The organism is Polynucleobacter sp. MWH-S4W17, assembly GCF_018687535.1.
Classification (GTDB): Bacteria; Pseudomonadota; Gammaproteobacteria; order Burkholderiales; family Burkholderiaceae; genus Polynucleobacter.
The window spans coordinates 600,094-626,765 of the sequence record NZ_CP061295.1 but is presented as its reverse complement, the minus strand read 5'-3'; the positions used below and the strand labels follow the sequence as shown (position 1 = coordinate 626,765).

The 26,672-nt window shown below is 45.5% G+C and carries 29 protein-coding genes; 15 read left to right on the top strand and 14 right to left on the bottom strand.

The genetic code is table 11. The features are described 5' to 3' along the window. Nucleotides 1–63 precede the first annotated feature (63 nt). Complete coding sequence (locus C2755_RS03345) at nt 64–600, top strand: cytochrome b (RefSeq protein ID WP_215321766.1); 537 nt, start codon at nt 64–66, stop codon at nt 598–600. Further along, nucleotides 593–778 carry a hypothetical protein gene (locus C2755_RS03340; protein ID WP_215322382.1) on the top strand — a complete coding sequence of 62 codons (186 nt, stop codon included), beginning with the start codon at nt 593–595 and terminating at the stop codon, nt 776–778. The genes C2755_RS03345 and C2755_RS03340 overlap by 8 nt, the downstream gene beginning before the upstream one ends. 57 nt (nt 779–835) lie before the next feature. Here C2755_RS03340 and C2755_RS03335 read toward each other — a convergent pair whose 3' ends face one another. Further along, the gene (locus tag C2755_RS03335) at nt 836–1,936 is read right to left on the bottom strand and encodes an alkene reductase (protein WP_215321765.1); all 1,101 of its coding nucleotides are present in this window, start codon (nt 1,934–1,936) and stop codon (nt 836–838) included. Between the two features lie 71 nt (nt 1,937–2,007). Next, nucleotides 2,008–2,913 (bottom strand): hydrogen peroxide-inducible genes activator, encoded by a 906-nt coding sequence (locus C2755_RS03330; RefSeq protein WP_215321764.1) that lies wholly within the window; start codon nt 2,911–2,913, stop codon nt 2,008–2,010. A gap of 144 nt (nt 2,914–3,057) precedes the next feature. Here C2755_RS03330 and C2755_RS03325 point away from each other — a divergent pair, with 144 nt between their 5' ends. The 3 genes from C2755_RS03325 to C2755_RS03315 all read left to right on the top strand — a co-directional run bounded on the left by C2755_RS03325 (nt 3,058) and on the right by C2755_RS03315 (nt 4,999). Further along, a complete protein-coding gene (locus tag C2755_RS03325; protein WP_215321763.1) occupies nt 3,058–3,543 on the top strand; it encodes a rubrerythrin family protein in 486 nt (161 codons plus the stop codon). 61 nt (nt 3,544–3,604) lie between these two features. Next, nucleotides 3,605–3,772, top strand: coding sequence for a rubredoxin (locus C2755_RS03320; RefSeq protein ID WP_068321654.1), 168 nt, complete (start codon nt 3,605–3,607; stop codon nt 3,770–3,772). 57 nt (nt 3,773–3,829) lie between these two features. Next, on the top strand, nt 3,830–4,999 hold the full coding sequence (locus tag C2755_RS03315) for an NAD(P)/FAD-dependent oxidoreductase (RefSeq protein ID WP_215321762.1): 1,170 nt from the start codon (nt 3,830–3,832) through the stop codon (nt 4,997–4,999). Nucleotides 5,000–5,080: 81 nt separating this feature from the next. On the opposite strand, the gene C2755_RS03310 is transcribed toward C2755_RS03315, so the two are convergent. The 3 genes from C2755_RS03310 to C2755_RS03300 all read right to left on the bottom strand — a co-directional run bounded on the left by C2755_RS03310 (nt 5,081) and on the right by C2755_RS03300 (nt 9,128). Then, nucleotides 5,081–5,902, bottom strand: coding sequence for a hypothetical protein (locus tag C2755_RS03310; RefSeq protein WP_215321761.1), 822 nt, complete (start codon nt 5,900–5,902; stop codon nt 5,081–5,083). A gap of 107 nt (nt 5,903–6,009) precedes the next feature. Then, nucleotides 6,010–6,792: a hypothetical protein gene (locus C2755_RS03305; protein ID WP_215321760.1), complete on the bottom strand. Its 783-nt coding sequence runs from the start codon at nt 6,790–6,792 to the stop codon at nt 6,010–6,012. A 71-nt stretch (nt 6,793–6,863) separates the two neighbouring features. Further along, nucleotides 6,864–9,128, bottom strand: a complete 2,265-nt coding sequence (locus C2755_RS03300; RefSeq protein WP_215321759.1) for a type II and III secretion system protein — start codon at nt 9,126–9,128, stop codon at nt 6,864–6,866. A 239-nt stretch (nt 9,129–9,367) separates the two neighbouring features. On the opposite strand from C2755_RS03300, the gene C2755_RS03295 reads away from it, so the two are divergent. Beyond that, the gene (locus tag C2755_RS03295; RefSeq protein ID WP_215321758.1) at nt 9,368–10,204 is read left to right on the top strand and encodes a DsbA family protein; all 837 of its coding nucleotides are present in this window, start codon (nt 9,368–9,370) and stop codon (nt 10,202–10,204) included. Between the two features lie 23 nt (nt 10,205–10,227). On the opposite strand, the gene C2755_RS03290 is transcribed toward C2755_RS03295, so the two are convergent. The 8 genes from C2755_RS03290 to C2755_RS03255 all read right to left on the bottom strand — a co-directional run bounded on the left by C2755_RS03290 (nt 10,228) and on the right by C2755_RS03255 (nt 17,583). Then, a complete protein-coding gene (locus C2755_RS03290) occupies nt 10,228–10,782 on the bottom strand; it encodes a DUF1080 domain-containing protein (protein WP_215321757.1) in 555 nt (184 codons plus the stop codon). Nucleotides 10,783–10,970: 188 nt separating this feature from the next. Then, nucleotides 10,971–11,564, bottom strand: coding sequence for a urate hydroxylase PuuD (locus C2755_RS03285; protein ID WP_215321756.1), 594 nt, complete (start codon nt 11,562–11,564; stop codon nt 10,971–10,973). 28 nt (nt 11,565–11,592) lie between these two features. Further along, entirely contained in the window at nt 11,593–12,171 is a 579-nt protein-coding gene (locus C2755_RS03280; RefSeq protein WP_215321755.1) for a superoxide dismutase, read from the bottom strand. 140 nt (nt 12,172–12,311) lie between these two features. Beyond that, entirely contained in the window at nt 12,312–13,088 is a 777-nt protein-coding gene (locus tag C2755_RS03275) for a 3-hydroxybutyrate dehydrogenase (RefSeq protein ID WP_215321754.1), read from the bottom strand. Nucleotides 13,089–13,215: 127 nt separating this feature from the next. Beyond that, on the bottom strand, nt 13,216–15,612 hold the full coding sequence (locus C2755_RS03270; protein ID WP_215321753.1) for a xanthine dehydrogenase family protein molybdopterin-binding subunit: 2,397 nt from the start codon (nt 15,610–15,612) through the stop codon (nt 13,216–13,218). Nucleotides 15,613–15,624: 12 nt separating this feature from the next. Next, the gene (locus C2755_RS03265) at nt 15,625–16,134 is read right to left on the bottom strand and encodes a (2Fe-2S)-binding protein (RefSeq protein WP_215321752.1); all 510 of its coding nucleotides are present in this window, start codon (nt 16,132–16,134) and stop codon (nt 15,625–15,627) included. A gap of 42 nt (nt 16,135–16,176) precedes the next feature. After that, nucleotides 16,177–17,031, bottom strand: a complete 855-nt coding sequence (locus C2755_RS03260) for a xanthine dehydrogenase family protein subunit M (RefSeq protein WP_215321751.1) — start codon at nt 17,029–17,031, stop codon at nt 16,177–16,179. Nucleotides 17,032–17,106: 75 nt separating this feature from the next. After that, nucleotides 17,107–17,583, bottom strand: a complete 477-nt coding sequence (locus tag C2755_RS03255; protein ID WP_072582970.1) for a CoxG family protein — start codon at nt 17,581–17,583, stop codon at nt 17,107–17,109. Between the two features lie 112 nt (nt 17,584–17,695). Here C2755_RS03255 and C2755_RS03250 point away from each other — a divergent pair, with 112 nt between their 5' ends. The 8 genes from C2755_RS03250 to C2755_RS03215 all read left to right on the top strand — a co-directional run bounded on the left by C2755_RS03250 (nt 17,696) and on the right by C2755_RS03215 (nt 24,842). After that, nucleotides 17,696–18,388, top strand: coding sequence for a TetR/AcrR family transcriptional regulator (locus C2755_RS03250; protein WP_216860970.1), 693 nt, complete (start codon nt 17,696–17,698; stop codon nt 18,386–18,388). Nucleotides 18,389–18,402: 14 nt separating this feature from the next. Beyond that, entirely contained in the window at nt 18,403–18,861 is a 459-nt protein-coding gene (locus tag C2755_RS03245; RefSeq protein WP_215321750.1) for a glyoxalase, read from the top strand. A gap of 9 nt (nt 18,862–18,870) precedes the next feature. Continuing rightward, a complete protein-coding gene (locus C2755_RS03240) occupies nt 18,871–20,112 on the top strand; it encodes an FAD binding domain-containing protein (protein WP_215321749.1) in 1,242 nt (413 codons plus the stop codon). Nucleotides 20,113–20,187: 75 nt separating this feature from the next. After that, nucleotides 20,188–21,423 (top strand): ABC transporter substrate-binding protein, encoded by a 1,236-nt coding sequence (locus tag C2755_RS03235; RefSeq protein WP_251368527.1) that lies wholly within the window; start codon nt 20,188–20,190, stop codon nt 21,421–21,423. A 116-nt stretch (nt 21,424–21,539) separates the two neighbouring features. Further along, nucleotides 21,540–22,394, top strand: coding sequence for a branched-chain amino acid ABC transporter permease (locus C2755_RS03230; protein WP_251368526.1), 855 nt, complete (start codon nt 21,540–21,542; stop codon nt 22,392–22,394). 14 nt (nt 22,395–22,408) lie between these two features. Then, complete coding sequence (locus C2755_RS03225) at nt 22,409–23,368, top strand: branched-chain amino acid ABC transporter permease (RefSeq protein WP_215321747.1); 960 nt, start codon at nt 22,409–22,411, stop codon at nt 23,366–23,368. Further along, nucleotides 23,368–24,123, top strand: a complete 756-nt coding sequence (locus tag C2755_RS03220) for an ABC transporter ATP-binding protein (protein ID WP_215321746.1) — start codon at nt 23,368–23,370, stop codon at nt 24,121–24,123. Before C2755_RS03225 ends, C2755_RS03220 begins: the two co-directional genes overlap by 1 nt. Before the next feature lie 14 nt (nt 24,124–24,137). Next, nucleotides 24,138–24,842 carry an ABC transporter ATP-binding protein gene (locus C2755_RS03215; RefSeq protein WP_215321745.1) on the top strand — a complete coding sequence of 235 codons (705 nt, stop codon included), beginning with the start codon at nt 24,138–24,140 and terminating at the stop codon, nt 24,840–24,842. Here C2755_RS03215 and C2755_RS03210 read toward each other — a convergent pair. Continuing rightward, nucleotides 24,839–25,342: a YqaA family protein gene (locus tag C2755_RS03210; protein ID WP_215321744.1), complete on the bottom strand. Its 504-nt coding sequence runs from the start codon at nt 25,340–25,342 to the stop codon at nt 24,839–24,841. The genes C2755_RS03215 and C2755_RS03210 overlap by 4 nt on opposite strands. A gap of 160 nt (nt 25,343–25,502) precedes the next feature. Here C2755_RS03210 and C2755_RS03205 point away from each other — a divergent pair, with 160 nt between their 5' ends. Further along, the gene (locus C2755_RS03205) at nt 25,503–26,672 is read left to right on the top strand and encodes an acyl-CoA dehydrogenase family protein (RefSeq protein ID WP_215321743.1); all 1,170 of its coding nucleotides are present in this window, start codon (nt 25,503–25,505) and stop codon (nt 26,670–26,672) included.

Here is a 26,672-nt window from a genome sequence, read left to right as displayed (position 1 = left end):
GCATTAATGCTGTTAATGAGATTCATTATCATTTGTGATGAGTCCACTTAACATTCTCATGTAATGCCTAAAACCAAATACCACCCAGCCTCCATATTCTTCCATTGGCTTGTCTTCTTCCTAGTTGTCGCTGCTTTTGCAGTGATTGAGCTCAAAGGACAATTTCCCAAAGGCAGCGAGCCTCGTGAGCTGTGCAAATCAATTCATGGCGTTATTGGACAGCTCATTTTTATAGCTATGGCTCTTCGCCTCATCATCCGTTTGACTTATGGTGTTCCCGAGCCCACAAACCCAAAGACTTTGTTCATCTCATTAGCCAAGGTCATGCATTGGCTGCTGTATGCCCTGCTCTTGATATCGCCTATTTTTGGCATCCTGTATTTTCAGTATGGCGGCAAAGAAATCTACTTTTTTGGCCTGGTGTGGCCTCAACTAGTCACCCCTAATCCAGAGATGAAAAAAGTAGTTGAAGGCATCCATGAATTCCTAGGAAACTCGCTCTACTTTTTGATTGGCATTCATGCTTTAGCAGGCTTGTGGCAACATTACGTCGTAAAGGACGATACACTTCGTCGTATGTTGAATAAAGTTGATGCTTAAAATGAAACCTCTCTCTAAAAAAGCCAAGATGGCAATAGGCTGGACAGTCCTAATGACGGTGGTGGGCACCGCAATGCTGCATCAATGGCAATTTTTTGCTATGGGTTGCGCATCTATTGCCTTTTTACTCGCAGCAAACCAATACGGTCTTCTTAAAGACCCTGAAGACAAAAAATAATCCCGCTTTATTAAGAGCGGGATTTATTAGCAACCATCCCAGAATCTGGGACTTCTATTACAGAGTTGGGTAATCTGTGTAGCCCACTTTCTCGCCACCATAAAAAGTAGCGCGGTTATATGGATTTAGTGCGGCACCCTGCTGAAATCTCTCTGCTAGATCTGGATTAGAAATATAGAGACGGCCATAAGCTACCGCATCAGCCAAGCTATCTTCTAGCACCTTTTCACCCATTGCCTGGTCATAGCCACCAGCAGTAATAAATTGTCCTTGATAAGCGGCACGGAACATCTCTGAAGTAATCGGGGCATCTTCCAAGACCTGATCGCCACCACCAGCGCTAGTTGAACGTGGCTCAATCATGTGCACGTAAGCTAAGTTATAGCCATTGAGCTTCTTAATTGCAGCAGTGAATAACGCTACTGGATCGCTATCACCCATATCGTTAAAAGTGCCGTATGGTGAAAGGCGAACTCCTACCTTATCGCTCGGGAATACTTTACTTACAACTTCAATGACTTGACCCAATAGGCGCAGACGATTGTCGATCGAACCGCCATATTCATCCGTACGTTGATTGGTTTTGTCTTGCAAGTACTGATCTAACAAGTAGCCATTAGCCGAGTGAATTTCAATACCATCAAAGCCTGCAGATTTTGCATTTTGTGCCGCTAACTCAAACTCTTTGAGCAAGCGAGCGATATCTTCCAAACTCATCGCGGTTGGCATCTCATAATCATGCAACTTCCAGTCTGCGCCATAGGTTTGACCAGCCGCAGCAATTGCGGAAGGCGCCTCAGGTGCACCCTGCTCTGGATGCAAGGAAGAATGGGAGATGCGGCCTACGTGCCATAGCTGCGCAACAATCGCACCACCCTTGGCGTGAACTGCCTCAACAATCTCTTTCCATGCAGCGGTTTGCTCGGGCGAATAAATTCCAGGCGTCGCTGGGTAACCTTTACCCAATGGAGAAATCTGTGTTGCCTCAGTAATAATGAGTCCGGCACTCGCACGTTGTGCGTAATAGGTTTTCGCTAACGGGTTAGGAACATCACCACCAACAGCACGCATCCGCGTGAGCGGTGCCATCACTAAACGATTTTTTAAATGAAGTGCTCCCAGATTTACCGGGGTGAACATAATTTCTTTGCCTGACATTTGCTGCCTTTTAAATGAGTAAAAAGAGGATTGACTGTAACAAGGATTAACAAATTTTGCTGAGCATGTGATTATGCGGTTCCAAATTGTTCGCGTATGCAATCTGCCAGCGCATTAAATTCTTGAGTGTGCGCGGTAGAAGGTCTTGCAACTAAGGCAATCACTCTCTTGGGCGCTGGTGAGGCCAACTCTTTTGCCACTAACTCAGAGTTATTTAATAGACTACTTTTAACCGCCATTCCGGGAAGTAAAGCAATGCCAAGTCCAGACTCCACCATTTGCAACAAGGTCAACAAGCTAGTGGCTTCCATCCCCTCAGCCTTACGAATGTCAGTGCGCTTGCACGCTTGCAAACTATGCTCTCGTAGACAATGCCCTTCTTCAAGTAGCAAGAGGCGTTCGGCCATCTTGGCAGGTAAGGTCACTTCTTTTCCCTTCAAGGCGGGATCACCTTCTTTCGCAACCAACCAAAAATGGTCGTCAAATAATTCCTGAACGAGAAGACCCTCAACATCATATGGAAGTGCTATCAGAGCAAAATCCAATTTATGCTCAGCTAATCTGGAAAGGAGATTGGCAGTGAGATCTTCTCTGAGTGTGATTTTAAGTTCTGGAAAACGGCTACGAATTTCCGGAAGCACTGTTGGCAATAGAAATGGTGCAATAGTGGGTATGACGCCCAAACGAATTGTGGCAGTCATGGGCTTGCCGGTTGCGCCTGCATACTCCACCAAATCCTCAGATGCCGCCAAGATGAGCTTGGCACGCTCAAGAACCTCCAAACCTATTGGAGTGATGGATACATTCTGTCGATCACGCTCCACCAAATGGATTCCCAGCGCATCCTCCAACTCCTTCAGGCCGGCACTTAAAGTGGACTGGCCAACAAAACAAGCCTGTGCTGCGCGCGTGAAATTGAGTTCTTTTGCCAATGCAACGAAATACCCCAGCTGCCTTAAAGACGGTAAATAGGCCATTTTCCCTCCTTTATCGAATAATTAGATAAATACTATCATAATGATTCATTAGACTGATCAATAAATAAGGTGCACACTGCATCCATAGTTGAGAAAGCAGCAAGGAATACTCAACAAACCGTATGTCTTAATAAAGGAATCAAAATGACACGTCCAGAAATCAAAACTATCCAAAACTTAGAGTCCGCCTTCGCCGGCGAATCTATGGCTCATATCAAGTATCGTTATTTTGCAAAATTAGCTCGCGCTGCTGGTGACGAAGAAACCGCAAAGATCTTTGAAGCTACCGCTGACCAAGAAGTGATGCATGCCTTTGGCCACTTAGATTTACTCTACCCCGCTGGCACCATTACTCCTGCACGTGCCTTGGAGATTGCTATTGAAGGCGAAACCTATGAATACACCGAAATGTATCCATCCTTTCGGGAAACAGCAGTTCAAGAAGGCAATGCTGCAGCCATACAAGAAATCGATGAGCAAATTGCGGAATCTAAAGAGCATGCTGAGCAATTTCAGGCGTTATTGGCAAAAGCAGCAAAACGCTTCGCTGCGTTGGCAAACGTTGAAGAGCGTCATGCAAACCATTACAAGCAGGCTTTGGAAAAAGCAAAGGGTTTTGCGGCCCAATAAGACGGGCCCAGAAATAATTAGAAATTAAATTTAAAATCAACAGACTATTTAAGGAATCAAAATGAAAACTTACCAATGTATCGTGTGCGGCTATATTTATGACGAAGCAAAAGGAATTCCAGAAGATGGCATTCCAGCTGGCACACTCTGGGCTGATGTACCAGAAGACTGGGAATGCCCTGATTGCGGTGTAGCAAAAGCAGATTTTGAAATGGTTCAGGTAAGCTAAGGCCACTTCAGCACCCCTTCACCCTGTTTACCTATTCGTTATTTGGAGAGCCCAGCTTTGGATCAAACCACCCCTCAATTCCAATCCACAATTGTCATTATTGGCAGTGGATTGGCTGGCTACACCGTCATTCGTGAAATCCGAAAATTGGATAAAGCAGTTCCAATTACGCTGGTAACGCGTGAGCCTGGATATTTTTATTCCAAACCTATGCTTTCTACCGCTCTGGCAAGCAAGAAAGAAGCGGCGCAATTAATCTCTACGCCAGCTGATGGCATGGCAACGCAACTAGAAATGACTGTCTTGGGTGAGTGTGATGTCATCTCAATTAATCCTAGTGCGCAAACCATTCAAACTAGTAAAGGTGAAGTACCTTATGGAAAACTGGTAATGGCTTTGGGTGCCGATCAAATTCGTCTCCCACTTCAAGGGAGCGCTGCGAACGAAGTCATCACAGTAAATGATTTGGAAGACTACGCACGCTTTCGTAATGCAATCACCGGAAAAAAGAAGATTGCCATTCTGGGTGCGGGCCTGATTGGCTGTGAATTCGCCAATGATCTTGTGCTGGGAGGTTATGAGGTAGATGTGATTGACTTATCTCCACAAGCTCTGGGTCGCCTTTTGCCTGAAGCTGCAGCCCTAGAGCTGCAGGAGAAACTCAGTGCGGCTGGCGTGCATTGGCACCTATCTACAACCGTGCAAGCAATTGATCGTCATGGGGACGCTTTGCAGGTCACACTAGCCAATGGCAACACAATCTCTTGCGACGTATTTTTATCGGCCGTTGGTCTAAAGCCCAGAATTGAATTAGCTAAAGAAAGTGGCATGAATACAGGAGCTGGCATTCAGGTAAACCGCGAACTCGAAACCAACATTAAAAACATATTCGCAATTGGAGATTGCGCAGAGGTGGACGGCTTAGTCCTGCCTTACGTGATGCCCATCATGCAAGCAGCGAGAGCATTGGCGCCCACCTTAATTGGACAAACCACTGCTTTGACCTATCCTGCAATGCCTGTGATGGTTAAAACACCCGCATTGGCCACGATTGTTTCGCCCCCTGCTAAGGGTGCGCAAGGCAAATGGACTACAACACCAGTTGAAGGCGGTCTAGAAGCACGCTTTGAGTCTAACGATGGAAAGTTATTGGGCTTTGCACTCATGGGTGCAGCCACGGCACAACGTGGCTCCTTGACTAAAGAGCTGCCGTCGATATTAGGATAAATTCATTTAGTTAAGAAAAAGAAAACCCGCTACTTTTATAGAGTAGCGGGTTTTTTTGCAAACTGTCACAGCAAAAATAAACTAGTTGCTTGGTTGCGGGATCGCTCCTGAAACGGGGTACATGGAACAAGCACTTGAGGGATCAGAAAAATATCCACCTGCAGCAGTGAAATAAATTTCATTGCCACCAGCCTTATGACCCAAAACACCTTCATTAATTGGACAACGACAAGTCGCTAATTTGACACCATTCGCAGCAGGCTTTGCGTCAATCGTGCATAAGTAATTCCAACAATTGACGGTTTGGCTACCGGCTGGGCATTGCAGGCCTTTCGGAGCTAAAGTTTGGTAATTAGCGCTTTGTTGTGGCCATTCGGGTAAATTCATCTCGGCATATGACCAAATCGTACCTTTTGAAGGCGGCTTACATGAGCCCTTCATATTGCCCTCATTGACGGCTGCTACACCATGCAAAGTAACGCCTTGTTGGGCAGCCATTTCTCTGGTGATGATTGGACATTTGCAAATTGCCTCGTCATACTCTTTAGTCGTTTTTCCGCCATCTTCATTCACTTTGATTTTCTTACCCGTAGGCTTACAGATAGAGGCCCCACAATAAGCAAAATCACCACTACACTCAGTTAATCCTGCTTTAGTAACACCTTTAGAGGTGCGGGAAGCGTAATATCCTGGGCTGGCATTAGCACGATTATCCCGAACGACGTCATTCGGCTTATTCTCAACCCTATCGACTGTATCTCGGACATCACGATCCCTCGTATCGACTTGAGCAAGCATTAAAGAATTAGCGCTAGGATCGATAGAGGCTGCATTGGCAGACCCCCAAAATGATGTGCAAGTAATGCTCAGCAGGATAGCTGCAGCAGATAAAACTTTTTTCATGGGATTCTCCAAACAATTCATTTCTTAAGAGTAATTTAAATTAATACATTCGTAAGGCAACGTGCAGCAAAAAATCTTTTTTATTTAACTAACAATGAGCTGTGCACTTATTGCAGGAGTTGATCCGGGAAGCCGACTGGCAGCATCTTACATGCTGCCTTGGGATCACTCCAGGTGCTACCAGCGTAAGTTATATAACCTCGATCACCCTTAGCCTTTTGGCCAAATAAGCCCTCGCCATAAGGGCAGCGGCAAGAAGCTGTTTTAATCCCATTTGTTTCTTTTGGGTCTACGGTGCAAATATAACTCCAGCAATTAGATCCTTGAGCCGAGCCTTTGGCAGAACAATTCTGTGATTGAGATGCGGTGGGCCCCATAAAATCACCATTAGGCTGCTCCTGAGGATAGGTAGTAATTGTTGTAGAGAAGTACGACCAAACCTTTCCAGTCCCAGGCGAGCGGCAAGAGCCCTCCATGTTTCCCTCATTTAGACCAGCAACTCCAACCAAGGGTGAGTTATTTTGTTGTGCAATTTGAGAGGTAATAACAGGACACTTGCAAATTGCTTCTGGATACTGTTTAGTAGTTTTTCCGCCATCTTCTTTAACGGTAATTGTTCTGCCGGTAGGCTTGCAAGTGGAAGAAGCGCATAGGGCAAATTCACCAGCGCAAACCGCCATTCCTCCTTTACCGACACCTCTTTTATCGCCACTAGCATTTCCATCATCACTGCTAATACTGCGGTTGCCATCAACCCTTTGCCGCATATCTCCATTAGAACGAATGTCCATGCGCTGGTCTACCCTATCCCTCAAATTAGGATCACTTTGCGCAACAGCGATCAAACTTAGACCAGCCAGAATGATAGAGAGTGTAATTTTTTTCAACATTTTTACTAACCTTTGTACATTAAGTGGCACGTCTAAAAATAAGGATTTAATAAGTCTAAATGGCAGCTTATTTACCTAGTGAAGTAGATCATATTTGCAGCATCATCAAAGAATTTATTGATTTTTGGCTCAGTCACCCAGCTATCTAGATTTTGATTTAAGGCCGAGCTTGCAAAAGTTCTAAAGTAACTACTGTCCCGATCCAGGGCGAGTAAAGTGCTGTCTAGATTCGTATCCGACTCAGAAGAAATTTGTTTATAAAGCTGCAACGCTCTATAAATGCTCTTTTCTTTGGGGGTTTGGGGTTGATCTTTGCCTGTGTTGGTAGCGGCTTTTGAAATCTCCTCTTCCGACTGTACTTTTCTTGGAGTGACCATGACCAAAACATTCTCCGAATAGAGTTGCTGACTTTTTTGACTAAACAAATATTGAATAATTGGAATGTCTTGAAGCACTGGCACCCCATCGGAATTATTGCCCACCTGACGAGAGGAAAGCCCATCTAAAATCAGTGTTTCCCCATATTTAATTTTTACATTAGCCGTAACTGCATGTTGCTCTTGAGATACGCTCGCATTAAATCCTCCGAGATTTGAGCTGGTACCGGTGACATAGGAGCGGGATACTTTAACAGCTAGCATCATGGATTCTTCGTCCACGAATGTAGGGGTTACTGATAAGCTAACGCCAGTTGGAATATTGGTAATTTGCGCCCCAGATACCCCACCACCATTTAAGCCGGCTGTAATTACCGCGCCCGAGTAGAAGGTAGAAGGTATACGGTCAAGAGCCGTCAAAGTAGGTCTCGCAATCACTTGAGAATTACTTGAGGTTGAATTGGCAATATTCAAGCTATAACTAACCAGACCACTCACGCTGTTAATAGTTGCGCTGGTTGCGTTACCAATACCAATGACACTATTTTGCACCACACCACTCACACTACTTCCGCCTGATGAACCAGTACTACGAAAGGATTGGCTTCCAGCAAACATAGTTAAGCCGGTAAGCAAATTAATCCCACTCTGACTGGATTGCGCATCAACCGTTCGAATTAGTACCGCATCAATTGACGCCATCTTTGGAGGCTTCTTAGCATTACAAGGGCTAGGTAATGGCTCTAAATAGAGCGTCTGGTCCCCAGAAGTCCCGCCTACTGGAACACCGTAACTTCCTCCAGGCGCTTTACCTAAACCAGGCTTTGTATCACAATCAAACCAACGCTGCTGCTGATTCGACATTGAAACCGCAGAATAGGTTCCACCGCCACCCCCACTACTAACCGGCGCAGCCGAAGCGTTAGGCTGAGAAGTTGGCATCCCTGGAGCGCTAGAAGAGCCCGATGAACCCGAAGAACCCGAAGACCCATCGTCACTCGAATCGTCGCTATTCTGATTGTTACTATAGGCGCCTGCTACTCCACTCCTAGAGTCGGAGCTTCTGCCCGCTGAACTAGAGCTATTGCCCTTAGCGCCCTTGGCCACGACAACTCCACCAGCGACCTTCATCATCTTGCCCTGTTGAGATGCGGGATCCTTAAGATTCGCGGGGTTTTGAGCAATATCTAAATCCATGGATTTGAGATTACTCAACTGAGTACCTATATAAGTAACTTGTTGCTTTAATTGGGCAATCTCCTTTGGGTTATCGGAATTTGCTTTTGCGTAGGCATCCAAATTGATGTTGGACTCCGTGGTTTTACCAACAGCTGCATACATTAAAGTCATCAATCGCAATTGATCAACATTCGTTGTGTTGAGCTTTTTCAAACTATCACCGGCCCAGAGCGCGGTCTTAAAGTCCTTTTGCCATAGAGATGATTGCAAGAGACCAAACAACGCATCCTGACTTGAAGGGCTTATGGCATAAGCGCTAATGAAATCCCTACTGGCTTTTGAGTATTCTCTGGAATCAATATGAAGCCGGCCTAATTGAATTAGTGGCAAAGTGTCTGTGCTGTCTAAGGAGGCGGCAAGACCATAGGCAGTTTCTGCTAGCTCTTTATTATCACCCGCATTATTCAAGTACTGTAAGTGGTAGCTAATGCCATTCAAAAGGTGGACTGTAGAATTGCTAGGACTCATCTTTACAGCCGCACTAAATACTTTTTGGGCGTTTTCATAATCGCCCTCGCGCAAATACACAAGGCCCTGCTTCACCAACTCATGAGTAATATTTTGTTTTGGGGGGGCAATTTTTTGACTCGTTCCATTGCTGCTCATCTGAGTCATCTGGGTACTTCTTCCGCCCGTGCCAGCACAACCCGAAAGTAGTGTCAGGCAAGCCAATATAGCAATGGAGTGGGACGGCTTTAAAAAAGGTATCAACTTACTCATTTATATAAATTCAGTGCAAATAAAAAAAGGGGGCTCTAACCCGCTCCATTCTAGCTTCTTAATACTAAAAACATAACAAAGTTAAATAGCCTGAATTACATTACCGCTTGATGCCGAGTAAAAGATACGAATGAATAGACGACTTCTAGTTAAAAACAGTGTAATTGGAAAATTGTGAATTTGATGAAGAACTTATGCTCAATTAGCAATATATACTCAATATATCTCAAATAAACCACATGATTATGCCCTCAATTACCCTGAAATCCACAATGCATTTGGCGTGCGCACTCGCGACAGGCCTATTTCTCAATGCTGCCCATTCCCAGCCATCCAACCCCACCCCCACTACCGAGCAAATAATTCAAAGCCTTGAAAAATCAGGTGCATTGGATCGCGCTATCGATAGAGGCATTGAACGCTACAGACAAAAACAAATTAATGCCGCCCAAGCCAAACAACAAAAAGAAGAGGCTCAAAAAGCAGCAATGGCAAAAAATGCGCGGCCAGTTGATGCAAATAAAGACTTTATATATGGAAAGCCAGATGCAGTTATCTCCATCATTGAATATTCAGACTTTGAGTGCCCATTTTGCAAACAGTTCGGAGAGATACCAAATAAGGTAGTCGATTCAATGCCTGATCAAGTTAATCTAGTGTGGCGAAATTTTCCACTCTCGTTTCATGACCCGATGGCTACAAAAGAAGCTGTAGCTACCGTTTGCGCTGCTCAGCAAAGTGGCAATGCAGCCTTCTGGAAATACGCTGACAGCATCTTTAAAACTACCCGCTCTAATGGACAAGGCATGCCAAGCGCTAACGGCGTAGATCCTTTGCTAGCATTAGCAAAAGAGCAAGGTTTGAATGTTGAAAAATTTGATATCTGCCTGCGGTCAGAGGCAGTGGCAAAGCAAGTCAGTGATGATTTAGAAGATGGCTTGAATGCGGGCATTAGCGGGACCCCAGGCGTCATCCTTGTTAACCACAAAACAGGCGCCTTTAATGTTTTGGCTGGCGCAGTACCTGAGGATGTTTTAAAGCAAGAAGTTAAAAATCTATTGAAGAATAAAAAATAAATTATTAAACCCGAATATAGGCGTCACCATCTGCCAGGGATGGTGAGGTAAATATTTTTTAAACGCAACTCCCCGCCCATATAGTTCATTGCAATTGGTCCTGCGTTGAATCGAGTGTCGCTCACTTGATGCGTTACCCCATTCAAAGTGATTGAAAGCTCTGTTCCAATGGCGCTAATCTGCATGTGATTCCATTGATTAGCCACCTTTGTTGGCTTCACTTTATTGAGCGACAAAATTGAGCCGGCACCAGAACCACCTGCCTGGTTAACTAAGGCTACCTCATAAGCTGTGTCCGTATTTATGTCACCTGGGTTGGCACAACGAAAAAATACTGTCGCTTGCGCTTTGTCGGAAACCCAATAATCAAATGCCATTTGAAAATCAGGAACGCTTAAACGTGATACCAAAAGGCCCTGACCTTGCGTTACTTGTATCTCTTTATTATCAACCTGCCAACTTGCATTTCCATTCCTACCTCCATTCATTTTCCATGCAGAAAGATCGGAGCCATTAGTCATAGAAAATGCTGACCCAAGAGTAGTAATGATGGCCTGCGAATATACGGGCATAGGCATCCAAACAAGTACGCCTAATAGACTGAGACATGCAAAATAGTTTTTAACGGGGAAAGTATTTTTGAGCATAGAAGACTGAGGTAATGTGAATAAGTGTATAGCATCTCCATGCCCATCAGCAGAGCTTAAAAAGGGAGCAAGAAAAAAGCCCGCATTGCGGGCCTTTTTCTTTACATATCAAGCGGTGATTAAGAAACGATCACGAACCATGTAGTGTTGTGTGATTGAGCAACCATCAAGAACAACATTGGTACGGATAGCAATGTATTCAAACGGGATGTCAACATCGCAACGCGAGCAGATTTTGCCTTAACGTCAGCTTCAACAGCAACGATACCAAGAGCGCGCTTTTGATTTGGCCAAATAATGAACCAAACGTTAATAGCCATTACCAAGGCAATCCACATACCTAAACCGATTGCGCGGAACGGGGCTTGCAATGTGAAGGCTTGATGAAGGTAACCATTTAAAGCGGCCACAATCAAACCCGTTAGCACAGTAAACAAAGCCGCGTAACGAAACCAGAACAATGCTGCTGGAGCAATGACTTTGCCAATCGCTGGCTTTTGCTCATCGGGAATCTTTGGCATTGATGGAATCTGCACAAAGTTAAAGTACCAGAGCAAACCAATCCACATCACACCGCACATCACGTGCAACCAGCGGAAGACAAACGGAAGTTCAGCAGAACTAAAGTTGCCGCCTAAAGCCAAAATAATAAGGGCGAGCAGGACAAAACCGGCAAAAATAGTGCGTCCCAAAGAGGTCAAGATTGATGTCATTAGATTTTCCTAAATGAGATAAATTAAATTAAGCAAAATTTTGGCTAGCAAAATCCCAATTCACTACATTCCAAAAATTTTCTACATATTTTGGACGTGCATTACGTGTATCAATATAGTAGGCATGCTCCCAAACATCACATGTCATTAATGGCTTAGCATCTGTGGTGAGAGGCGTTGCAGCATTACTAGTGGAAGCAAGATCAAGACTACCATCTGCTTTTTTAACCAGCCATGCCCAGCCTGAGCCAAAAGTTCCTACAGCACACTTTGTAAATTCTTCTTTGAATTTATCAAATGAGCCCCACTTGGCATTGATAGCATCAGCCAATGGGCCGCTAGGTGCTCCACCACCATTTGGCTTCATGCTTGACCAATAAAAGGTATGGTTCCAGACCTGTGCAGCGTTATTAAATACACCGGCTGTAGATTTCTTAATGATGTCTTCAAGAGATGAATTTTCAAACTCAGTCCCTTTAATCAAATTATTTAAATTAGTGACATAAGCCTGGTGATGTTTGCCATAGTGATACTCCAAAGTTTCCTTAGAGATATATGGGGCCAAAGCATCGAGTGCATATGGCAACTGAGGTAAGGTATGTTCCATTTGTATTCCTTTTAATTACATTACGCCAAATATAGACAAATTTTGGATAACTATAGACTATTCTGCGGTTTTTGTTTGATCCAAGAAAAAGGCCAGTAAAGCAGCTTACTGGCATTAATTTCAATAGTGTTTACTAAGGATTATTGAGCAGTCCAACCACCATCCATATTCCAAGCTACTCCACGCACTTCAGAGGCATCTGGCCCACATAGGAAAACCGCCAAGGCTGCCAATTGCTCTGGGCTCACAAACTCTCCAGATGGCTGCTTTTCGGATACCAAGGCAATCTTAGCGGCCTCATTGGAAATGCCTTCGCGTTCTGCACGAGCATCTACCTGTTTCTGAACCAATGGAGTAAGAACCCAGCCCGGACAAATTGCATTACAAGTAATACCAGTGCGAGCATTTTCCAAGGCCGTTACTTTGGTTAATCCAACAATGCCATGTTTTGCAGCAACATAGGCAGCCTTCTGAGTAGAAGCTACTAGGCCATGTACTGAGGCGATATTAATAATGCGGCCCCAGTTACGTTTTTTCATACCAGGCAAGGCATGGTGTGTTGTGTGAAATGCTGAACTTAAGTTAATGGCGATGATGGCATCCCACTTATCTGTTGGAAATTCTTCAATGTTTGCAGTGTATTGAATGCCAGCATTATTGATTAAGATATCCAGCGAACCAAAACGCTTCTCTGTTTGCCTAATTAGATCTTCGATCTCAGCGGGCTTGCTCATGTCTGCGCCATGGTAATCAACCCCTACTCCGCAAGCTTTAATTTGAGCAATGGCTTCATCTTTCTCGCCAAAACCATTGACCATGATGTTGACGCCTTGTTTAGCCAGTGCAATAGCCATTCCTAAGCCAATACCGCTAGTGGAACCAGTAACTAGTGCTGTTTTACCTTTTAATGTGGACATATCATTTACCGTATCAAGTTAATTAAAAGGGCTGCAGACTGCTTTATGGCCCCAAAACTTGATGTTACAGGATGTGCTGAACTACCCCTGGAGGCGATGCACCAGGGGTAGTCAGAACCTATAAATATTAGATTTTCTTGAGAGCCCGCAGGATCTTTTCGCAGGTGATGGGCTGATCAAAGACGGATGCATTTAATGGCGCCAAGGCATCATTAATAGCGTTTTGAACTGCACCTGGCGCTCCGGCCGTACCAGCCTCACCCGCCCCTTTAGCACCCAATTTGGAAGATTGGGTAGGCGTCTCAACGTGAGCAACCTCAATATCCGGCATCTCATTAGCCATCGGCACTAAGTAATCTGCCATGCTGCCATTGCGCAACAAACCACTTTCGTCATAGAGGCACTCTTCAAACAGAACGCCGCCAATACCTTGAACGATTGCACCGCGCACTTGTTCATTGACCAACATTGGATTGATAACGCGTCCACAATCCTCTACCGCCCAATGCTTCAATAACTTTACAAAGCCTGTGTCTGGGTCAACCTCAACATAAGATGCTTGGACCCCATTCGTAAAGATAAATGGGTATTCCTTTTGAGTGTAGTGACGTGTCACCATGAGATCTGCAGAAAATCCTGCCGGTAAAGTATCAGTGCGGAAATAACCTACTCTACCCACTTCACCAAACGGCAACAATTGCTCACCAGTCGCTTTATCTAAGATGTATCCACGACGCGCAGTGAGTTCTGCAACAGGCCGATTCAAAATGGCGCCCGCCAGTTTAATAATATTTTCTTGTAGGGCTTGAGAAGCCAAGAGAACCGCTTCACCGCCAACACCTGCTCCACGTGAAGCCCACGTGCCACCGCCGTAAGGAGTCACATCGGTATCACCAGTAATAACGCGCACTTGGTCGATTGAAACACCGACAGCATCAGCCGCAATCTGGGTATAGATACCTTCAGTACCTTGACCTTGTTCACCAACACCAATCAAGACTGAAACCACACCACTAGGATCCATGCGAACGGTAGCGCCATCCTGAGAGGCAATGCGAGCACCTCCTACGCCATAGAAAGCAGGGCTTGGATTGGTTAGCTCAATTAATGTTGCAAACCCAATGCCGCGATAGATCCCTTTTTTGCGCAACTCAGCCTGCTCTTTACGCAATGCAGAATAATCCATCATCTTTTCGATTGTTCGCAAACATTGCTCATGTGAGAGAACTTCCAACTTAATTCCAGAAATTCCAGAGCAAGGATAAGCATCATCCGGAATGACGTTACGTTTACGAAACTCGAGCGGATCCATTTGTAATTTTTGCGCAGCCAAATCCACTAAACCTTCGGTCACAGCACAAGCAATCGGATGACCTACCCCACGATACTGACAAGTGGGTGTTTTATTCTGAAAAACGACATTCAGCTTAGCGCGATAGTTTTGATGCTTGTAAGGACCACCGACCAAGTTCACGACTTGATTGCCTTCAATAGCGCTAGTTCTAGGGAACATGGAGTATGGGCCAATTGCAGTCAGATCATCGATCTCAAAAGCCAATATATCGCCTGCCTTATTGGCAGCTATACGTCCTTTAATACGATGCTCACGCGCATGAATATCACTGGTAAATGATTCAAGACGGTCTGCAACAAACTTCACCGGGCGCTCAAGCATCATGGCAAGCCCTACGGTAGCAAAGTCATCTGGATAGGCATGCACCTTAATACCAAATGATCCGCCCACATCCTTACAAATGACATGCACATCTGATTCCGAAAGCCCAAACTGACGACAATATAGATCTTGCATCATGTGTGGCGCTTGTTGCGAATGGTACACAGTGAGGCGACGATCGCCTGGGTTGTAATCTGCAATCTGACAGCGCGGCTCAAGTGTTACGCCGGTATGGCGCCCAAATCCAAAAGTAGCTTCTGCTACCACGTCAGCAGTTGCAAATACTTCTTCCACATTACCGACATCTAAAGTACGGGTGAAGCATAAATTGTCGCCAAGGTCGGGATGAATAACCGGAGTATCTGCATCAAGCGCGGTTTCCATGGAAACGACCGCCGGCAACTCTTCCCACTCAACATCGATATGCTGCAGAGCATCTTCCGCCTGCGCTCTAGTTTCTGCAACTACCGCCACCACCGGCTCACCCTGCCAACAAGCACGATCAATTGCTAAGGCGTGTTGAGGGGCAGACTTCATACCAGCTAGGTGGCCCAAAGTGGCTACCCAAGGCTTGCAAATTTTCGCCATTTGCACGCCATCTACAACTGCAAGAACACCAGGCATCTTACTGGCATGCTCTGTATGAATTTTGCCGATTTTCATGTGTGCTACCGGGGAACGCCAGAACACCACATGCGCCATACGAGGCAATTGAATATCGTCAATGTAAGTGCCCTGACCTTCAAGCAGACGACGAGCCCCATGTCTTGGTTCGCTATGGCCTATATATCGCTGATCATTTGTTACGGGATCGAGCACCATTCCTTTTAAATCACTTGGCTTATTCATAATGCGTTTTCCTTAAGCGTCAGCAAGGACAGGTTTAATTTTTTGACCCTTGGCACGAGCATCCAATACATCGACGATTGCATCGACGATAGAGTGGTAACCAGTGCAACGACAATAATTACCTGAGATCCATTCGCGCACTTGTTCGCGCGTTGCTTTTGGTTGTTTCTCAATCAACTCTGCTGCAGCTAACAACATGCCAGAGGAGCAGAAGCCACACTGCATAGCGTTGTGGCGCATGAAAGATTCTTGCAGATCAGTCAAAACACCGTTTTTAGTTAGACCTTCCACGGTCTCGACTACGCTGCCATCGGCCTGTACTGCCAGAAATAGGCATCCGCGAATGATTTGTCCATCTACCTTGACGGTACAAGCTCCGCACGCGCCCTGCTCGCAACCCAAGTGAGGGCCTTTTAAATGTAAATCTTCACGTAAGAAATCCACCAAATGTCTGCGTGGCTCAATCTCTGCATTGACGAGTCGACCATTCACGGTCATTGAAATTTTTTTCTTCAAACTCATTTTGATCTCCGAATTCTTGTGCCGATGCTTGCTGTTTGAGTATTAAGCAATCATGTGCTTGAGTCCACGCTCAAGCAATACACCAATTAAATGTTGTTTCGCTTCTGCGCTGTTGGTAATGTCTGCAATGGCTTCGATTTCATTACGCGCTTCGGCTACGGCCTTGGTAATTAACTCAACGTTGAGTTTTTGGCCATTGATTAAATCCTGCGCTTTAGTTGCCATTACTGGCGTAGCGCCAACAGAAAAGAATGTAAAGGCGCAATGAGTCAAAACATCACCCTGCTTCTCTGCAACTGCAGCTAAACCAGCAACCGCGTAGTCGCCATGACGCCTAGCCAGCTCATGAAAATAGAAAACTGCTTGCTTGCTTGCCATTGGAATCTCAGTCGCCACGAGAATTTCATCGGGCTCTAATGAGGTCGTATACAAGTCAATGAAAAAATCGTTTGCAGAAATTCGGCGCTCGCCCGCTGGACCATGAATCACCATAGTGGCACACAGAGTCAAGCTACAAGCGGGCCATTCGGCGGCTGGGTCACCGTATGCCAGTGAGCCTCCCCAAGTGCCAAGATTACGAATAGCGCGATGGGCAATATGTGGAGCGGCAGCTTTTAAAAGTGGCGCATGTTTTGCAACTAATTCTGAATCTTCAATTTCAGTATGGGTCACTAGAGCGCCAATACGCAAACTATCGCCAACAACCGAAATACCTTTGAGCTCAGCGATATCAGTAATATCGATTAACACTTTGGGCTCAGACAAACGCATATTCAACGTGGCCAATAAAGTTTGCCCACCCGCAATTAATTGCGCATCATCGCCGCCCTGCTCAAGCAAAGATAATGCCTCTTGTAGTCTTTTGGGCTTTACATAATCGAATGCTGCAGATTTCATTAAGTCTCCTCCACCACCAATGTATTAAGCTTTTCTAGCTTTTTATTTTTTGCGCTACTTTTTTATTACCGCTCTTTATTTACCGCCAGCGTCTGACTCCAATGCCACTGTCTCCCCGCCTAATTCTTTTGCAAATTTCTGAAAAAAATCATCTGCAATCTTTTTTGCCGATGCGCTAATTAAGCGACCGCCAATTTGACCTAACTTGCCGCCAATCGAGGCTTCCGTCGTATAAGAGACCAAAGTACCTCCTTCGGCTTGCTTTAGCTCCACTCGTGACTTACCTTTGGCAAACCCTGCCGCCCCACCAGACCCTTCAAAGGCCATAGAACAAGACTGGTCCGGGATAATGTCACTTAGGAGCAATTTCCCTGCAAAACGGGCTCTAACGGGTCCAATTTTGAACATCACCTTGGCATGAATCTCTTCTGGGGAGATGCGACTAATCTCCTCGCAGCCAGGAATGGACTTGGCTAACACGTCAATATCGTTCAAACCCTTCCATACTTCAGGGATTGGAGCGGATATGAGTTGCTCGCCATTTAATTCCATTTGATCTCCTTGGGGTTTGTACGAATAGAGTCTTATCTACCAATTGTTCAACAATGTACCATTATTTAACTTTTGGTCAATAAGTCCAAATTCGGATAAACCCTGAGAATCCATGCGTTTTACTGAAGATAGTGTTTCCAGCCCAAATACTGCTGAAAGTTCAGAGGGCTCTTTGGCGCCCATCCGAAAAAGAATGGGTACAGCCGAGCGGAAACGCCAAATATTGGATAGCGCTATTCAGTTCTTTGCCAGAAATGGTATCGATGGCCAATTAAGAAATTTATCCAAAGAGTTGGGTATCACTCACACCCTGCTCTATCACTACTTCCCCACCAAAGATGCGCTGATTCAAGAAGTCTATAAAGAGGTCTTTGAATCTCGCTGGAAGCCAGAGTGGGAAGAACTGCTGGATGATGATTCCCTTACTCCCGAAGAAAAATTCAATGCGTTCTATTTGGACTACTCCAACACAGTCTTAACTTATGACTTTGTGCGCATTTTGATTTTTTCTGGCTTAAGTGATCACTCTATTAGCGATCGCTTCTTCGAGCTCTTGCGCACGCGCTTATTACCAAGACTCATTCGCGAAACTCGCAAGTATTGCGGCAGGTCTGATGCATCAAAGCCCACCCAGCGTGAACTTGAATTTCTCATGGGATTGCATGGTGGCGTTTTCTATATCGGCATGAGACGTTGGATCTACGGGCAAGCCATCTATGCCGCCGAAAGCCCCAATACAGAACAAGAGATCATTCGCGACCGAGTGCAGTCTTACCTTCACTCTGCTAAATCACTGTTTGCTTAATTCAAAAGGTATCTATGTCTAATCTAAGCCTAAATCACTTCTCCATCCGCAGTCTAGAGATTGAAAAAACGACTGAATTTTTTAGCAAGCTCCTTGGCTTAACTGTTGGTCCAAGACCTGAGTTTCCTTTCCCAGGCGTCTGGCTATACAACGGTGATGAGAGTAGTTGGGCTAATGCAGTCTTGCACCTCATTGCTATCGACAAAAATGATCTGAACGGACTGAAAAAATATTTAGGTGAACGCGACCCCAGCACACTCCATGGATCTGGCGCAGTAGATCACATTGCTTTTTTTGCGACCGGCCTAGAAGAAAAAATTGCTCTCCTAAAGAAACTCAATGTTTCTTATCGCGAGCGCACTGTACCTGTCCTGAAGCTCCACCAAATCTTTTTGGATGATCCTAATGGTGTAGTTATTGAACTCAACTACCCAGCTGAAGAAAAAGCAGCCCTGGATGCAAAAGCGGCTTAGGAGTTATTGATGGCAAAAATTCTAGTTGTAGGCGGCTCTCTTGGTGGTTTATTCGTGGCAAATATTTTGCTGCGCCAAGGGCATGACGTTACTTTGCTAGAAAAGACTATTGGATCCTTGGACGGTCGTGGCGCCGGCATTGTCACCCATGATGCTTTGGCTGAAGCACTACGCGCTGCTGGAGTGACTGTTGATGAAACACTCGGCGTACCCGTGACTAAGCGTGTCACTTTGGGTGCTGACGGTCAAAGCCTTGGTGAAATGGAGTTACCTCAAGTATTAACCTCTTGGAGCCGCCTTTATCACATGCTCAAAGAAAGTTTTCCAAGCGAGCGCTACCTTCAAGGCAAGACAGTGAAGTCGGTTACGCAAGATGCGAACGCCGTAAAGGTACTTTGTGAAGATGGCAGTCAGCATGACGCAGAGCTACTCATTGCATCCGATGGCATACGCTCTGCAGTGCGAGCGCAAGTCGCACCAAAGATTCAACCTGAATATGCAGGCTATATAGCTTGGCGTGGCGTGTGTGACGAAGCCTGCCTATCAAGGAACACTCTAGAGACTCTATTCAATCGCTTTGGCTTTTGTTTGCCCAATGGCGAGCAAATGCTGGGTTATCCAGTTGCTGGTTCTGGCAATGACACGCGTCCAGGCAAGCGTCGCTATAACTTTGTTTGGTATCGCCCAGCCTCAGAGCATGAGGAGTTGGTAAGCCTTCTTACAGACGATGATGGTCATCACTACCCTACCGGCATCCCACCACTCAAAGTGTCTTGGAAGCATATCGCTCGCATGCGAAAAGTGGCGCAGGAGATCTTGGCACCCCAATATGCAGAAATATTAGAAAAAACAGCCGCACCATTTTTACAAGCCATTTATGACGTGCGCTCCGAACAAATTGTCTTTGGCAGAATCGCACTCATGGGCGATGCCGCTTTTGTTGGTAGGCCGCACGTAGGTATGGGTGTTACCAAGGCCGCTGATGAGGCAATAGTGATTGCAAAGCATATTGCCGCACATGGCGCTACCCCAGCAGCGCTCAACGCATACAGCGAAGAGCGCTTAGAGCTAGGCCAACAAGTAGTGGCTAGAGCCCAATATTTGGGTCGCTATATGCAAGCCCAAGGAAGTAAGGGCAATAGGGATAACGAGAAGTTAAAAAGAAATGCCGATACTGTGATGGCGGAAACCGCGATTGATATCAGCGATCTATTAGCTCAAGGGAAAGCAGTGCCTGAATCTGCGCATTAAAAGGTGCATTCAGTTAAGATTTAAAACAATAAAAAGTATTCTTATTTAACAAAGTTTTATATGGAGGAGACAACCATGAAACAAAAAGTAACGAATCAAACAAGACGCAAGATGTTAATTGGTGGAGCCGCAGCAGCAAGCACCCCACTTTGGTTAAACGTGGCAAATGCTCAGACTGACACTATTAAGATCGGCTTTCCAACGCCGTTGACAGGACCCTTCTCAGCAGAAGCTCAGGATCAGGTGAAGGCGGCTGAATTAGCCATCAAAGAATTTAACGATGCAGGCGGCCTTAACGGACGTAAGGCAGAGCTTCTAGTGAGAGACACCAAGCTCAACGCTGGAGAAGCCGCAACTCGTACTTTGGAGTTGATTGAAAAAGACAAAGTTAACTTTGTCGTTGGCTCACTTTCAGCGGCAACACAACTTTCTATCAACGCCGTTTGCAAAGAGCGTAAAGTTCTCTTTAACTCCATTAGTCAATCTGATGCAATTAACGAAGCGAAAGACTGGAGTGTTTATACATTCCACGAAGCACTAAACCCAACAATGACTGCTGGCGCTGTAGCACGTTACTCTATTCCACGTTTTGGAAAGAAGATTGTGTTCTTAACAGCTGACTATGCTTACGGCCATGAAATGGTGCGCGCGTTTGAGCGTGCTGGTAAAGAAATGGGTGCTACAACCCTGGCTGATATTCGCCATCCATTGGGCACATCAGATTATTCAGCATTCTTACCGCGTATCAAAGCCTTGAATCCAGATATTTTAGTTTTATGCAACTTTGGACGTGACCTGGTGAATTCAGCAAAGCAGTGTACTGATTTTGGTTTGAAATCCAGCATGAAAATTGTGGCGCCTGTTTTGCTCTACACCTCACGCATTGCCGGTGGAGCAGAAGCATTTGAAGGCATTGCTGGTGGAACCTCCTACTATTGGGGTCTGGAGGATCGTATCCCGCAAGCAAAAGCATTTAACGATGCCTACAGAAAAGCATACAACGGCTCCGTTCCTTCTGATTACGGTGCATTAGGTTATGCAGGCGTTAAAAGCGTACTTGCATCAGTCAAAATTGCAAAATCTAGCGACACTATGAAGGTGGTCGCTGCAATGGAAAATCTCAAGTATGACTGGTACAAGGGTCCCGAATACTATCGTAAATGCGATCATCAAGCAGTTCAATCTGTCATCATCATCGAGTCAAAATCAAAAGATATGAAAGATAAGTATGACGTCTTCAAGATTTTGACGATTGAACCTACTACAGAGAAAAACATGCGTTCTTGTGCAGAGCTAGGTCACAAGGCCTAATCCAAAACTTCAGGGTGAATTTCTAATTCACCCTGATTCACTCCTCAAAACCACTTGGTGGAGGGGAGTTTTTTCTGAGTACATTTATGACCGGTCTTACATTCGAACTTCTCTGCATGCAATTGCTTACAGGTATCGCCTTAGGCAGTATTTATGCACTTCTAGCCCTTGGCCTATGTCTCATTTTTGGCATGCTGAACGTGGTGAACTTTGCACATGGCGCCTTCTTTATGGTGGGCGCATTTTTAGGCGTCTACTTCCTGGGTATCACCGGAAGCTTTTGGTTCAGTCTGGCACTAACACCCCTAATAACAGGCTGTATTGGTCTTGTAACCGAGCGTTTCTTAGTTAGACCGCTCTATGGTCGCGGTCTCGATTACCCCCTTCTTCTTACCTTTGGTCTTTCTTATGTTTTGATCGAAGTTATACGTATAACCTTTGGCATCGAAGGCCTTCCGTCAGTTACCCCAGAGGGTCTTGGCGGAACAGTGAATGTAGGCATTGGTTATTTCCCTAAATATCGCCTCTTCCTCATTGCGGCTACTGCAGTCGTCATTTTGGGTGTTTGGTTCTTCATTCAAAAGACGCGTTATGGCCTCATCATTAAAGCCGGCGCTGCCGACCAAGAAATTGTGAAGGTCTTAGGCATCGATATTGCTAAGGTTTGGCTTTTGGTTTTTGGGTTGGGTTGCGCAATTGCCGGTCTTTCAGGAATTCTTGCCTCACCAACACGCTCAGTCAATCCAGAGATGGGTATTCCCATTCTGGCGGAATCTTTTGTGGTGACCGTTGTAGGCGGCATGGGCTCTCCAGTCGGCGCAGTGCTGGCTGGCTTGTTAGTGGGTGTGGTCTACAGCATGACCTCCCTCTTCTTCCCCGACTTAGCAGAACTTTCCATTTTTGTACTGATGGCTGTAGTGCTGTTAATTCGCCCACAAGGTTTATTTGGCAAAGCAGGAGCAATGGGCTAAGGCTCCGAATATTTATGAATTCATTTTTCCAACTCATTGCACGTCATCGCGTACTAGCTTGCATGCTGTTCTTAGCAATCTTTCCATTCATCATGCCGTATGAAGCCTTGGCAATCAATATTTTGATCTTTGGTTTATTCGCCATGGGCTTTAACTTGCTGTTTGGTTACATGGGCCTACTATCTTTTGGTCATGCAGCCTTCCTAGGCATTGGTAGCTATATCACCGGCATAGCCATTGTTCACTATGGTTTACCTTGGGGCGCCGCCATTCTGGTTGGCGTCATTGGCGCCGCTCTTGGCGGCCTCATCATGGGCTACCTGGCCATTCGCACTCGTGGCATCTACTTCTCCATGGTGACCTTAGCGCTTGGTCAAATTGTGTACTACATCTTCTATAAGGCAGAGAGCCTTACTGGTGGTGAGAATGGTTTACGAGGTGTCCGCGTAGATGAATTCAACATTTTAGGCATCCCAGTCGACTTCTTAAATCCATTGATCAAGTACTACATTATTCTTTTCTTTGTAGTGATTGCCATTTGGCTTATTTCCCGTATCCTAAGCTCACCTTTAGGTGCCGTAATGGAAGCGATTCGCGAGAATGAGAAGCGCGCAGCAGCTTGTGGATTTGATGTAGCCCGTACCAAACTATTGGTTTTCGTATTGTCAGCGGCGATTTGTGGCTTAGCAGGCTCATTGCGCGCCCTCCACCTCTCTATCGTGCCAATTGATTCTCTGCACTATCTGCAGTCTGGTCAGGCAGTCATGATGAGCATTCTCGGTGGAATGGGCACCTTCTTTGGTCCATTTATCGGCGCAGCAGTCATGCTCTACTTGGAAGACGTGGTCACCACCTTCACCAAGCATTGGATGGCTGTTGTTGGTTTAGTGTTCATGTTCTTTGTGCTGTTCTTCCCTAAAGGCATTTGGGGAACCATTCTGAGCAAGCTACAAATTAATCAGGATTCGAAATAATGAATAGAGCAACTACAACCCCTATTCTTGAAGCACGTCACGTTAGTAAGAGCTTTGGTAAGTTCAAAGCTTTGCAGGATGTGTCTACTTGCTTTATGCCTGGAACACTTACGGCCATTATTGGCCCTAATGGCGCAGGCAAAAGCACCTTCTTCAATGTCTTGAGTGGCGCATTCCCTCCAACAAGCGGTCAAATTCTATTTAATGGCAAAGATATCACTGGTATGCAGCAGCATGAATTTGCTCGAATTGGAATCTCTAAAAGCTTTCAAATTACCAATGTCTTTAAGCAGCTCAGCGTTCACGAGAATGTTCGCGTAGCAGCACAGATGGAAACGGCGCGCTACAACTTCCTCCGTAACGCCCAAAGCTATCCCAAGCCAATTGAGATCGCCGATGAATTACTGCATCGAGTTAATCTAGAGCACTTACGCAATAAGAAGACGGGTGACTTAGCGCATGGCCAACAGCGCGCCCTGGAAATTGCGATGGCATTGGCCTGCAACCCCAGCCTTCTATTGCTAGATGAACCCACTGCCGGCATGTCTCCAGAAGAAACTTTGGTCATGATGGAATTGATTCGCACACTTGCTAGTGAGCGCACGGTTATTTTGGTTGAACACAAGATGAAACTCATCATGGGCCTTTGTAAGCGCATCATCGTACTGCACCATGGCGAGTTCTTGGCAGAAGGCACTCCAGAAGAAATCCAAAATAATGCAGAGGTACGTCGTGTGTACCTAGGTCAAGGTTAATCAGAAAGCAAACTATGTTGCGTGTAGAAAACTTAAACGCTTGGTATGACCGTAGTCACGTATTGCAAGGCATCTCACTTGAGGTGAACAAAGGTGAGATCGTTACTTTGATGGGCCGCAATGGTGCCGGCAAAACCACTACCCTACGGTCTCTGATGGGCCTGTTATCTAAACGCCAAGGTAAAGCATCCATTGATGGCACTTCATTTTTAGATTTACCTGCTCACGAGCGCTTTCATTTAGGTCTGGCATATGTTCCAGAGGATCGCCGCATCGTTCCCGGGCTGACTGTTAAAGAAAATTTAGAGCTTGGGGTGATCGCCAAGAAGAACTCAGGTGACATGAGTGCATTAGTTGATGAGATTGCTGAAACCTTCCCCAGACTAAAAGAGCGCTTACATCAAGACGGCACATCAATGTCTGGTGGCGAGCAACAAATGTTGGCTATTGCCAGAGCCATGATTGGTAAGCCTAAAGTCATTCTGCTCGACGAACCCTCAGAAGGCATCATGCCGGTCTTGGTTGAAGAGATGTTTGAGCTCTTTGCAAAACTAAAGCAAGAAGGTCTAACCATTCTACTGGTGGAGCAAAACGTACAACAAGCTTTGAAAATTTCTGATCGCGCCTATATTCTTGATCAAGGCGAGATTGTTTTTCATGACACTGCTCAGAACCTCTTAAACAATGACGAGGTTCAGCAGAAGTATTGCGCCGTTTAGATGAGATGAAGCCAGTGACCTAGCTGGTGCCAAAAACTTTCAGGGACCAAAGTAAGTAACCAGGTAATCGTAATAAAGCGCAAGAGCTTACCGATAAACATGTAAATCAGACATGGCTGCCACGGGAGCTTTAACCATCCCGCCGCTAGACATAAGGGGTCACCCAATACAGGCAACCAAGACAGCAACAACAACTTAGGCCCCCACTCTTCAAGCCAACGCTTTAGGCGGGTATTGCGGGGCTCATCCATTACCTTAAAGCTATTGCGTGCTATCACCCCCAGCCACCAATCTAGCATCCCCCCTAATGTATTGCCAACCGTGGCAACTGCAATCGCCGCCCAAAATAAGTGGGGGTTAAGAGTGATATAGCCAAACAGAATAGGTTCGGAACCAGCCGGTATTAATGTTGCGGAAATAAACGCGCTGATAAATACTGCCGGCAAGCCAACAGAAGGCATTTCAAACCACCCAAAAAAATGCTCGAATACCGTGTCCATTAAGTCATGGCCTCTAGGGAGCTGCCATACGAGTGAATTTTTTTAGATCTCATGAAGTCTATTTTGCCTTGTTTTAAGCAATCTCCAAGATTTTCAAATCTTGCTTAAACTAGTACCCAAATCAGCAAATAAACCATAAAACCTATAAATTGAGACTTTTATGAATCACCCTATTCCTAAGCCAGACCAATACCAAGAAATGCGTGAAGCATTGCGAGATCTCTGTGGCTCTTTTGATTCTGCCTATTGGCAAAAGATTGATCACGAACGAGGTTATCCAGAGGCTTTTGTGGATGCGATGACTAAGGCTGGCTGGCTGGCTGCCTTAATTCCGGAAGAATATGGTGGCTCCGGCTTAGGCCTTGCTGAAGCCTCAGTAATTATGGAAGAGATTAATTTTTCTGGGGGTAACTCAGGCTCATGTCACGGGCAGATGTACAACATGGGTACCCTACTTCGCCATGGCTCAGACGCGCAGAAAAAAATGTATCTTCCCAAAATTGCTTCGGGAGAACTTCGCCTTCAAAGCATGGCCGTTACCGAACCAACCACTGGTACCGACACCACTAAACTGAAAACGACGGCAGTTAAAAAAGGTGATAAGTATGTAGTCAATGGTCAAAAGGTGTGGATCTCCAGAATTCAACACTCTGACTTAATGATTTTGCTGGCGCGCACTACTCCACTTAGTGAAGTACAACGCAAGTCAGAAGGCATGTCGATCTTTATCGTCAATCTCGCTGACGCCATTGGCAAAGGCATGGAAGTGCGACCCATTGCTAACATGGTGAACCACGAAACTAACGAAGTGTTCTTCGATAACCTAGAAATCCCCGCAGAGAATCTGATTGGTACCGAAGGCCAAGGATTTAAATACATTTTGGATGGCTTAAATGCCGAGCGAGTCTTGATCGCTGCTGAATGTATTGGTGATGCGTACTGGTTTATTGATCGCGCCCGTCGCTATGCCAATGACCGAGTCGTTTTTGATCGCCCAATAGGTAAAAACCAAGGGATTCAATTTCCGATTGCTGATAGCTATATTGAAACCGAAGCCGCAAATCTCATGCGCTTTAAAGCTTGTGAGTTATTTGACAATCACCAACCCTGTGGCCCAGAAGCTAATATGGCGAAATACCTAGCCGCAAAAGCCTCATGGGAAGCAGCAAATGTCTGCTTGCAAACTCATGGTGGCTTTGGCTTTGCCAATGAATACGATGTTGAACGTAAATTTAGAGAAACTCGCCTTTACCAAGTGGCGCCTATTTCAACGAATTTAATTTACTCCTATATTGCTGAACATGTTCTTGGTCTCCCAAGATCCTTCTAG

Bases quoted from the DNA above. Each gene is read 5' to 3' on its own strand.
- C2755_RS03345 (WP_215321766.1), top strand. From the start codon at position 64: ATGCCTAAAACCAAATACCACCCAGCCTCCATATTCTTCCATTGGCTT.
- C2755_RS03340 (WP_215322382.1), top strand. From the start codon at position 593: ATGCTTAAAATGAAACCTCTCTCTAAAAAAGCCAAGATGGCAATAGGC.
- C2755_RS03335 (WP_215321765.1), bottom strand. From the start codon at position 1,936: ATGTCAGGCAAAGAAATTATGTTCACCCCGGTAAATCTGGGAGCACTT.
- C2755_RS03330 (WP_215321764.1), bottom strand. From the start codon at position 2,913: ATGGCCTATTTACCGTCTTTAAGGCAGCTGGGGTATTTCGTTGCATTG.
- C2755_RS03325 (WP_215321763.1), top strand. From the start codon at position 3,058: ATGACACGTCCAGAAATCAAAACTATCCAAAACTTAGAGTCCGCCTTC.
- C2755_RS03320 (WP_068321654.1), top strand. From the start codon at position 3,605: ATGAAAACTTACCAATGTATCGTGTGCGGCTATATTTATGACGAAGCA.
- C2755_RS03310 (WP_215321761.1), bottom strand. From the start codon at position 5,902: ATGAAAAAAGTTTTATCTGCTGCAGCTATCCTGCTGAGCATTACTTGC.
- C2755_RS03305 (WP_215321760.1), bottom strand. From the start codon at position 6,792: ATGTTGAAAAAAATTACACTCTCTATCATTCTGGCTGGTCTAAGTTTG.
- C2755_RS03300 (WP_215321759.1), bottom strand. From the start codon at position 9,128: ATGAGTAAGTTGATACCTTTTTTAAAGCCGTCCCACTCCATTGCTATA.
- C2755_RS03295 (WP_215321758.1), top strand. From the start codon at position 9,368: ATGATTATGCCCTCAATTACCCTGAAATCCACAATGCATTTGGCGTGC.
- C2755_RS03290 (WP_215321757.1), bottom strand. From the start codon at position 10,782: ATGCCTATGCCCGTATATTCGCAGGCCATCATTACTACTCTTGGGTCA.
- C2755_RS03285 (WP_215321756.1), bottom strand. From the start codon at position 11,564: ATGACATCAATCTTGACCTCTTTGGGACGCACTATTTTTGCCGGTTTT.
- C2755_RS03280 (WP_215321755.1), bottom strand. From the start codon at position 12,171: ATGGAACATACCTTACCTCAGTTGCCATATGCACTCGATGCTTTGGCC.
- C2755_RS03275 (WP_215321754.1), bottom strand. From the start codon at position 13,088: ATGTCCACATTAAAAGGTAAAACAGCACTAGTTACTGGTTCCACTAGC.
- C2755_RS03270 (WP_215321753.1), bottom strand. From the start codon at position 15,612: ATGAATAAGCCAAGTGATTTAAAAGGAATGGTGCTCGATCCCGTAACA.
- C2755_RS03265 (WP_215321752.1), bottom strand. From the start codon at position 16,134: ATGAGTTTGAAGAAAAAAATTTCAATGACCGTGAATGGTCGACTCGTC.
- C2755_RS03260 (WP_215321751.1), bottom strand. From the start codon at position 17,031: ATGAAATCTGCAGCATTCGATTATGTAAAGCCCAAAAGACTACAAGAG.
- C2755_RS03255 (WP_072582970.1), bottom strand. From the start codon at position 17,583: ATGGAATTAAATGGCGAGCAACTCATATCCGCTCCAATCCCTGAAGTA.
- C2755_RS03250 (WP_216860970.1), top strand. From the start codon at position 17,696: ATGCGTTTTACTGAAGATAGTGTTTCCAGCCCAAATACTGCTGAAAGT.
- C2755_RS03245 (WP_215321750.1), top strand. From the start codon at position 18,403: ATGTCTAATCTAAGCCTAAATCACTTCTCCATCCGCAGTCTAGAGATT.
- C2755_RS03240 (WP_215321749.1), top strand. From the start codon at position 18,871: ATGGCAAAAATTCTAGTTGTAGGCGGCTCTCTTGGTGGTTTATTCGTG.
- C2755_RS03235 (WP_251368527.1), top strand. From the start codon at position 20,188: ATGAAACAAAAAGTAACGAATCAAACAAGACGCAAGATGTTAATTGGT.
- C2755_RS03230 (WP_251368526.1), top strand. From the start codon at position 21,540: ATGCAATTGCTTACAGGTATCGCCTTAGGCAGTATTTATGCACTTCTA.
- C2755_RS03225 (WP_215321747.1), top strand. From the start codon at position 22,409: ATGAATTCATTTTTCCAACTCATTGCACGTCATCGCGTACTAGCTTGC.
- C2755_RS03220 (WP_215321746.1), top strand. From the start codon at position 23,368: ATGAATAGAGCAACTACAACCCCTATTCTTGAAGCACGTCACGTTAGT.
- C2755_RS03215 (WP_215321745.1), top strand. From the start codon at position 24,138: ATGTTGCGTGTAGAAAACTTAAACGCTTGGTATGACCGTAGTCACGTA.
- C2755_RS03210 (WP_215321744.1), bottom strand. From the start codon at position 25,342: ATGGACACGGTATTCGAGCATTTTTTTGGGTGGTTTGAAATGCCTTCT.
- C2755_RS03205 (WP_215321743.1), top strand. From the start codon at position 25,503: ATGAATCACCCTATTCCTAAGCCAGACCAATACCAAGAAATGCGTGAA.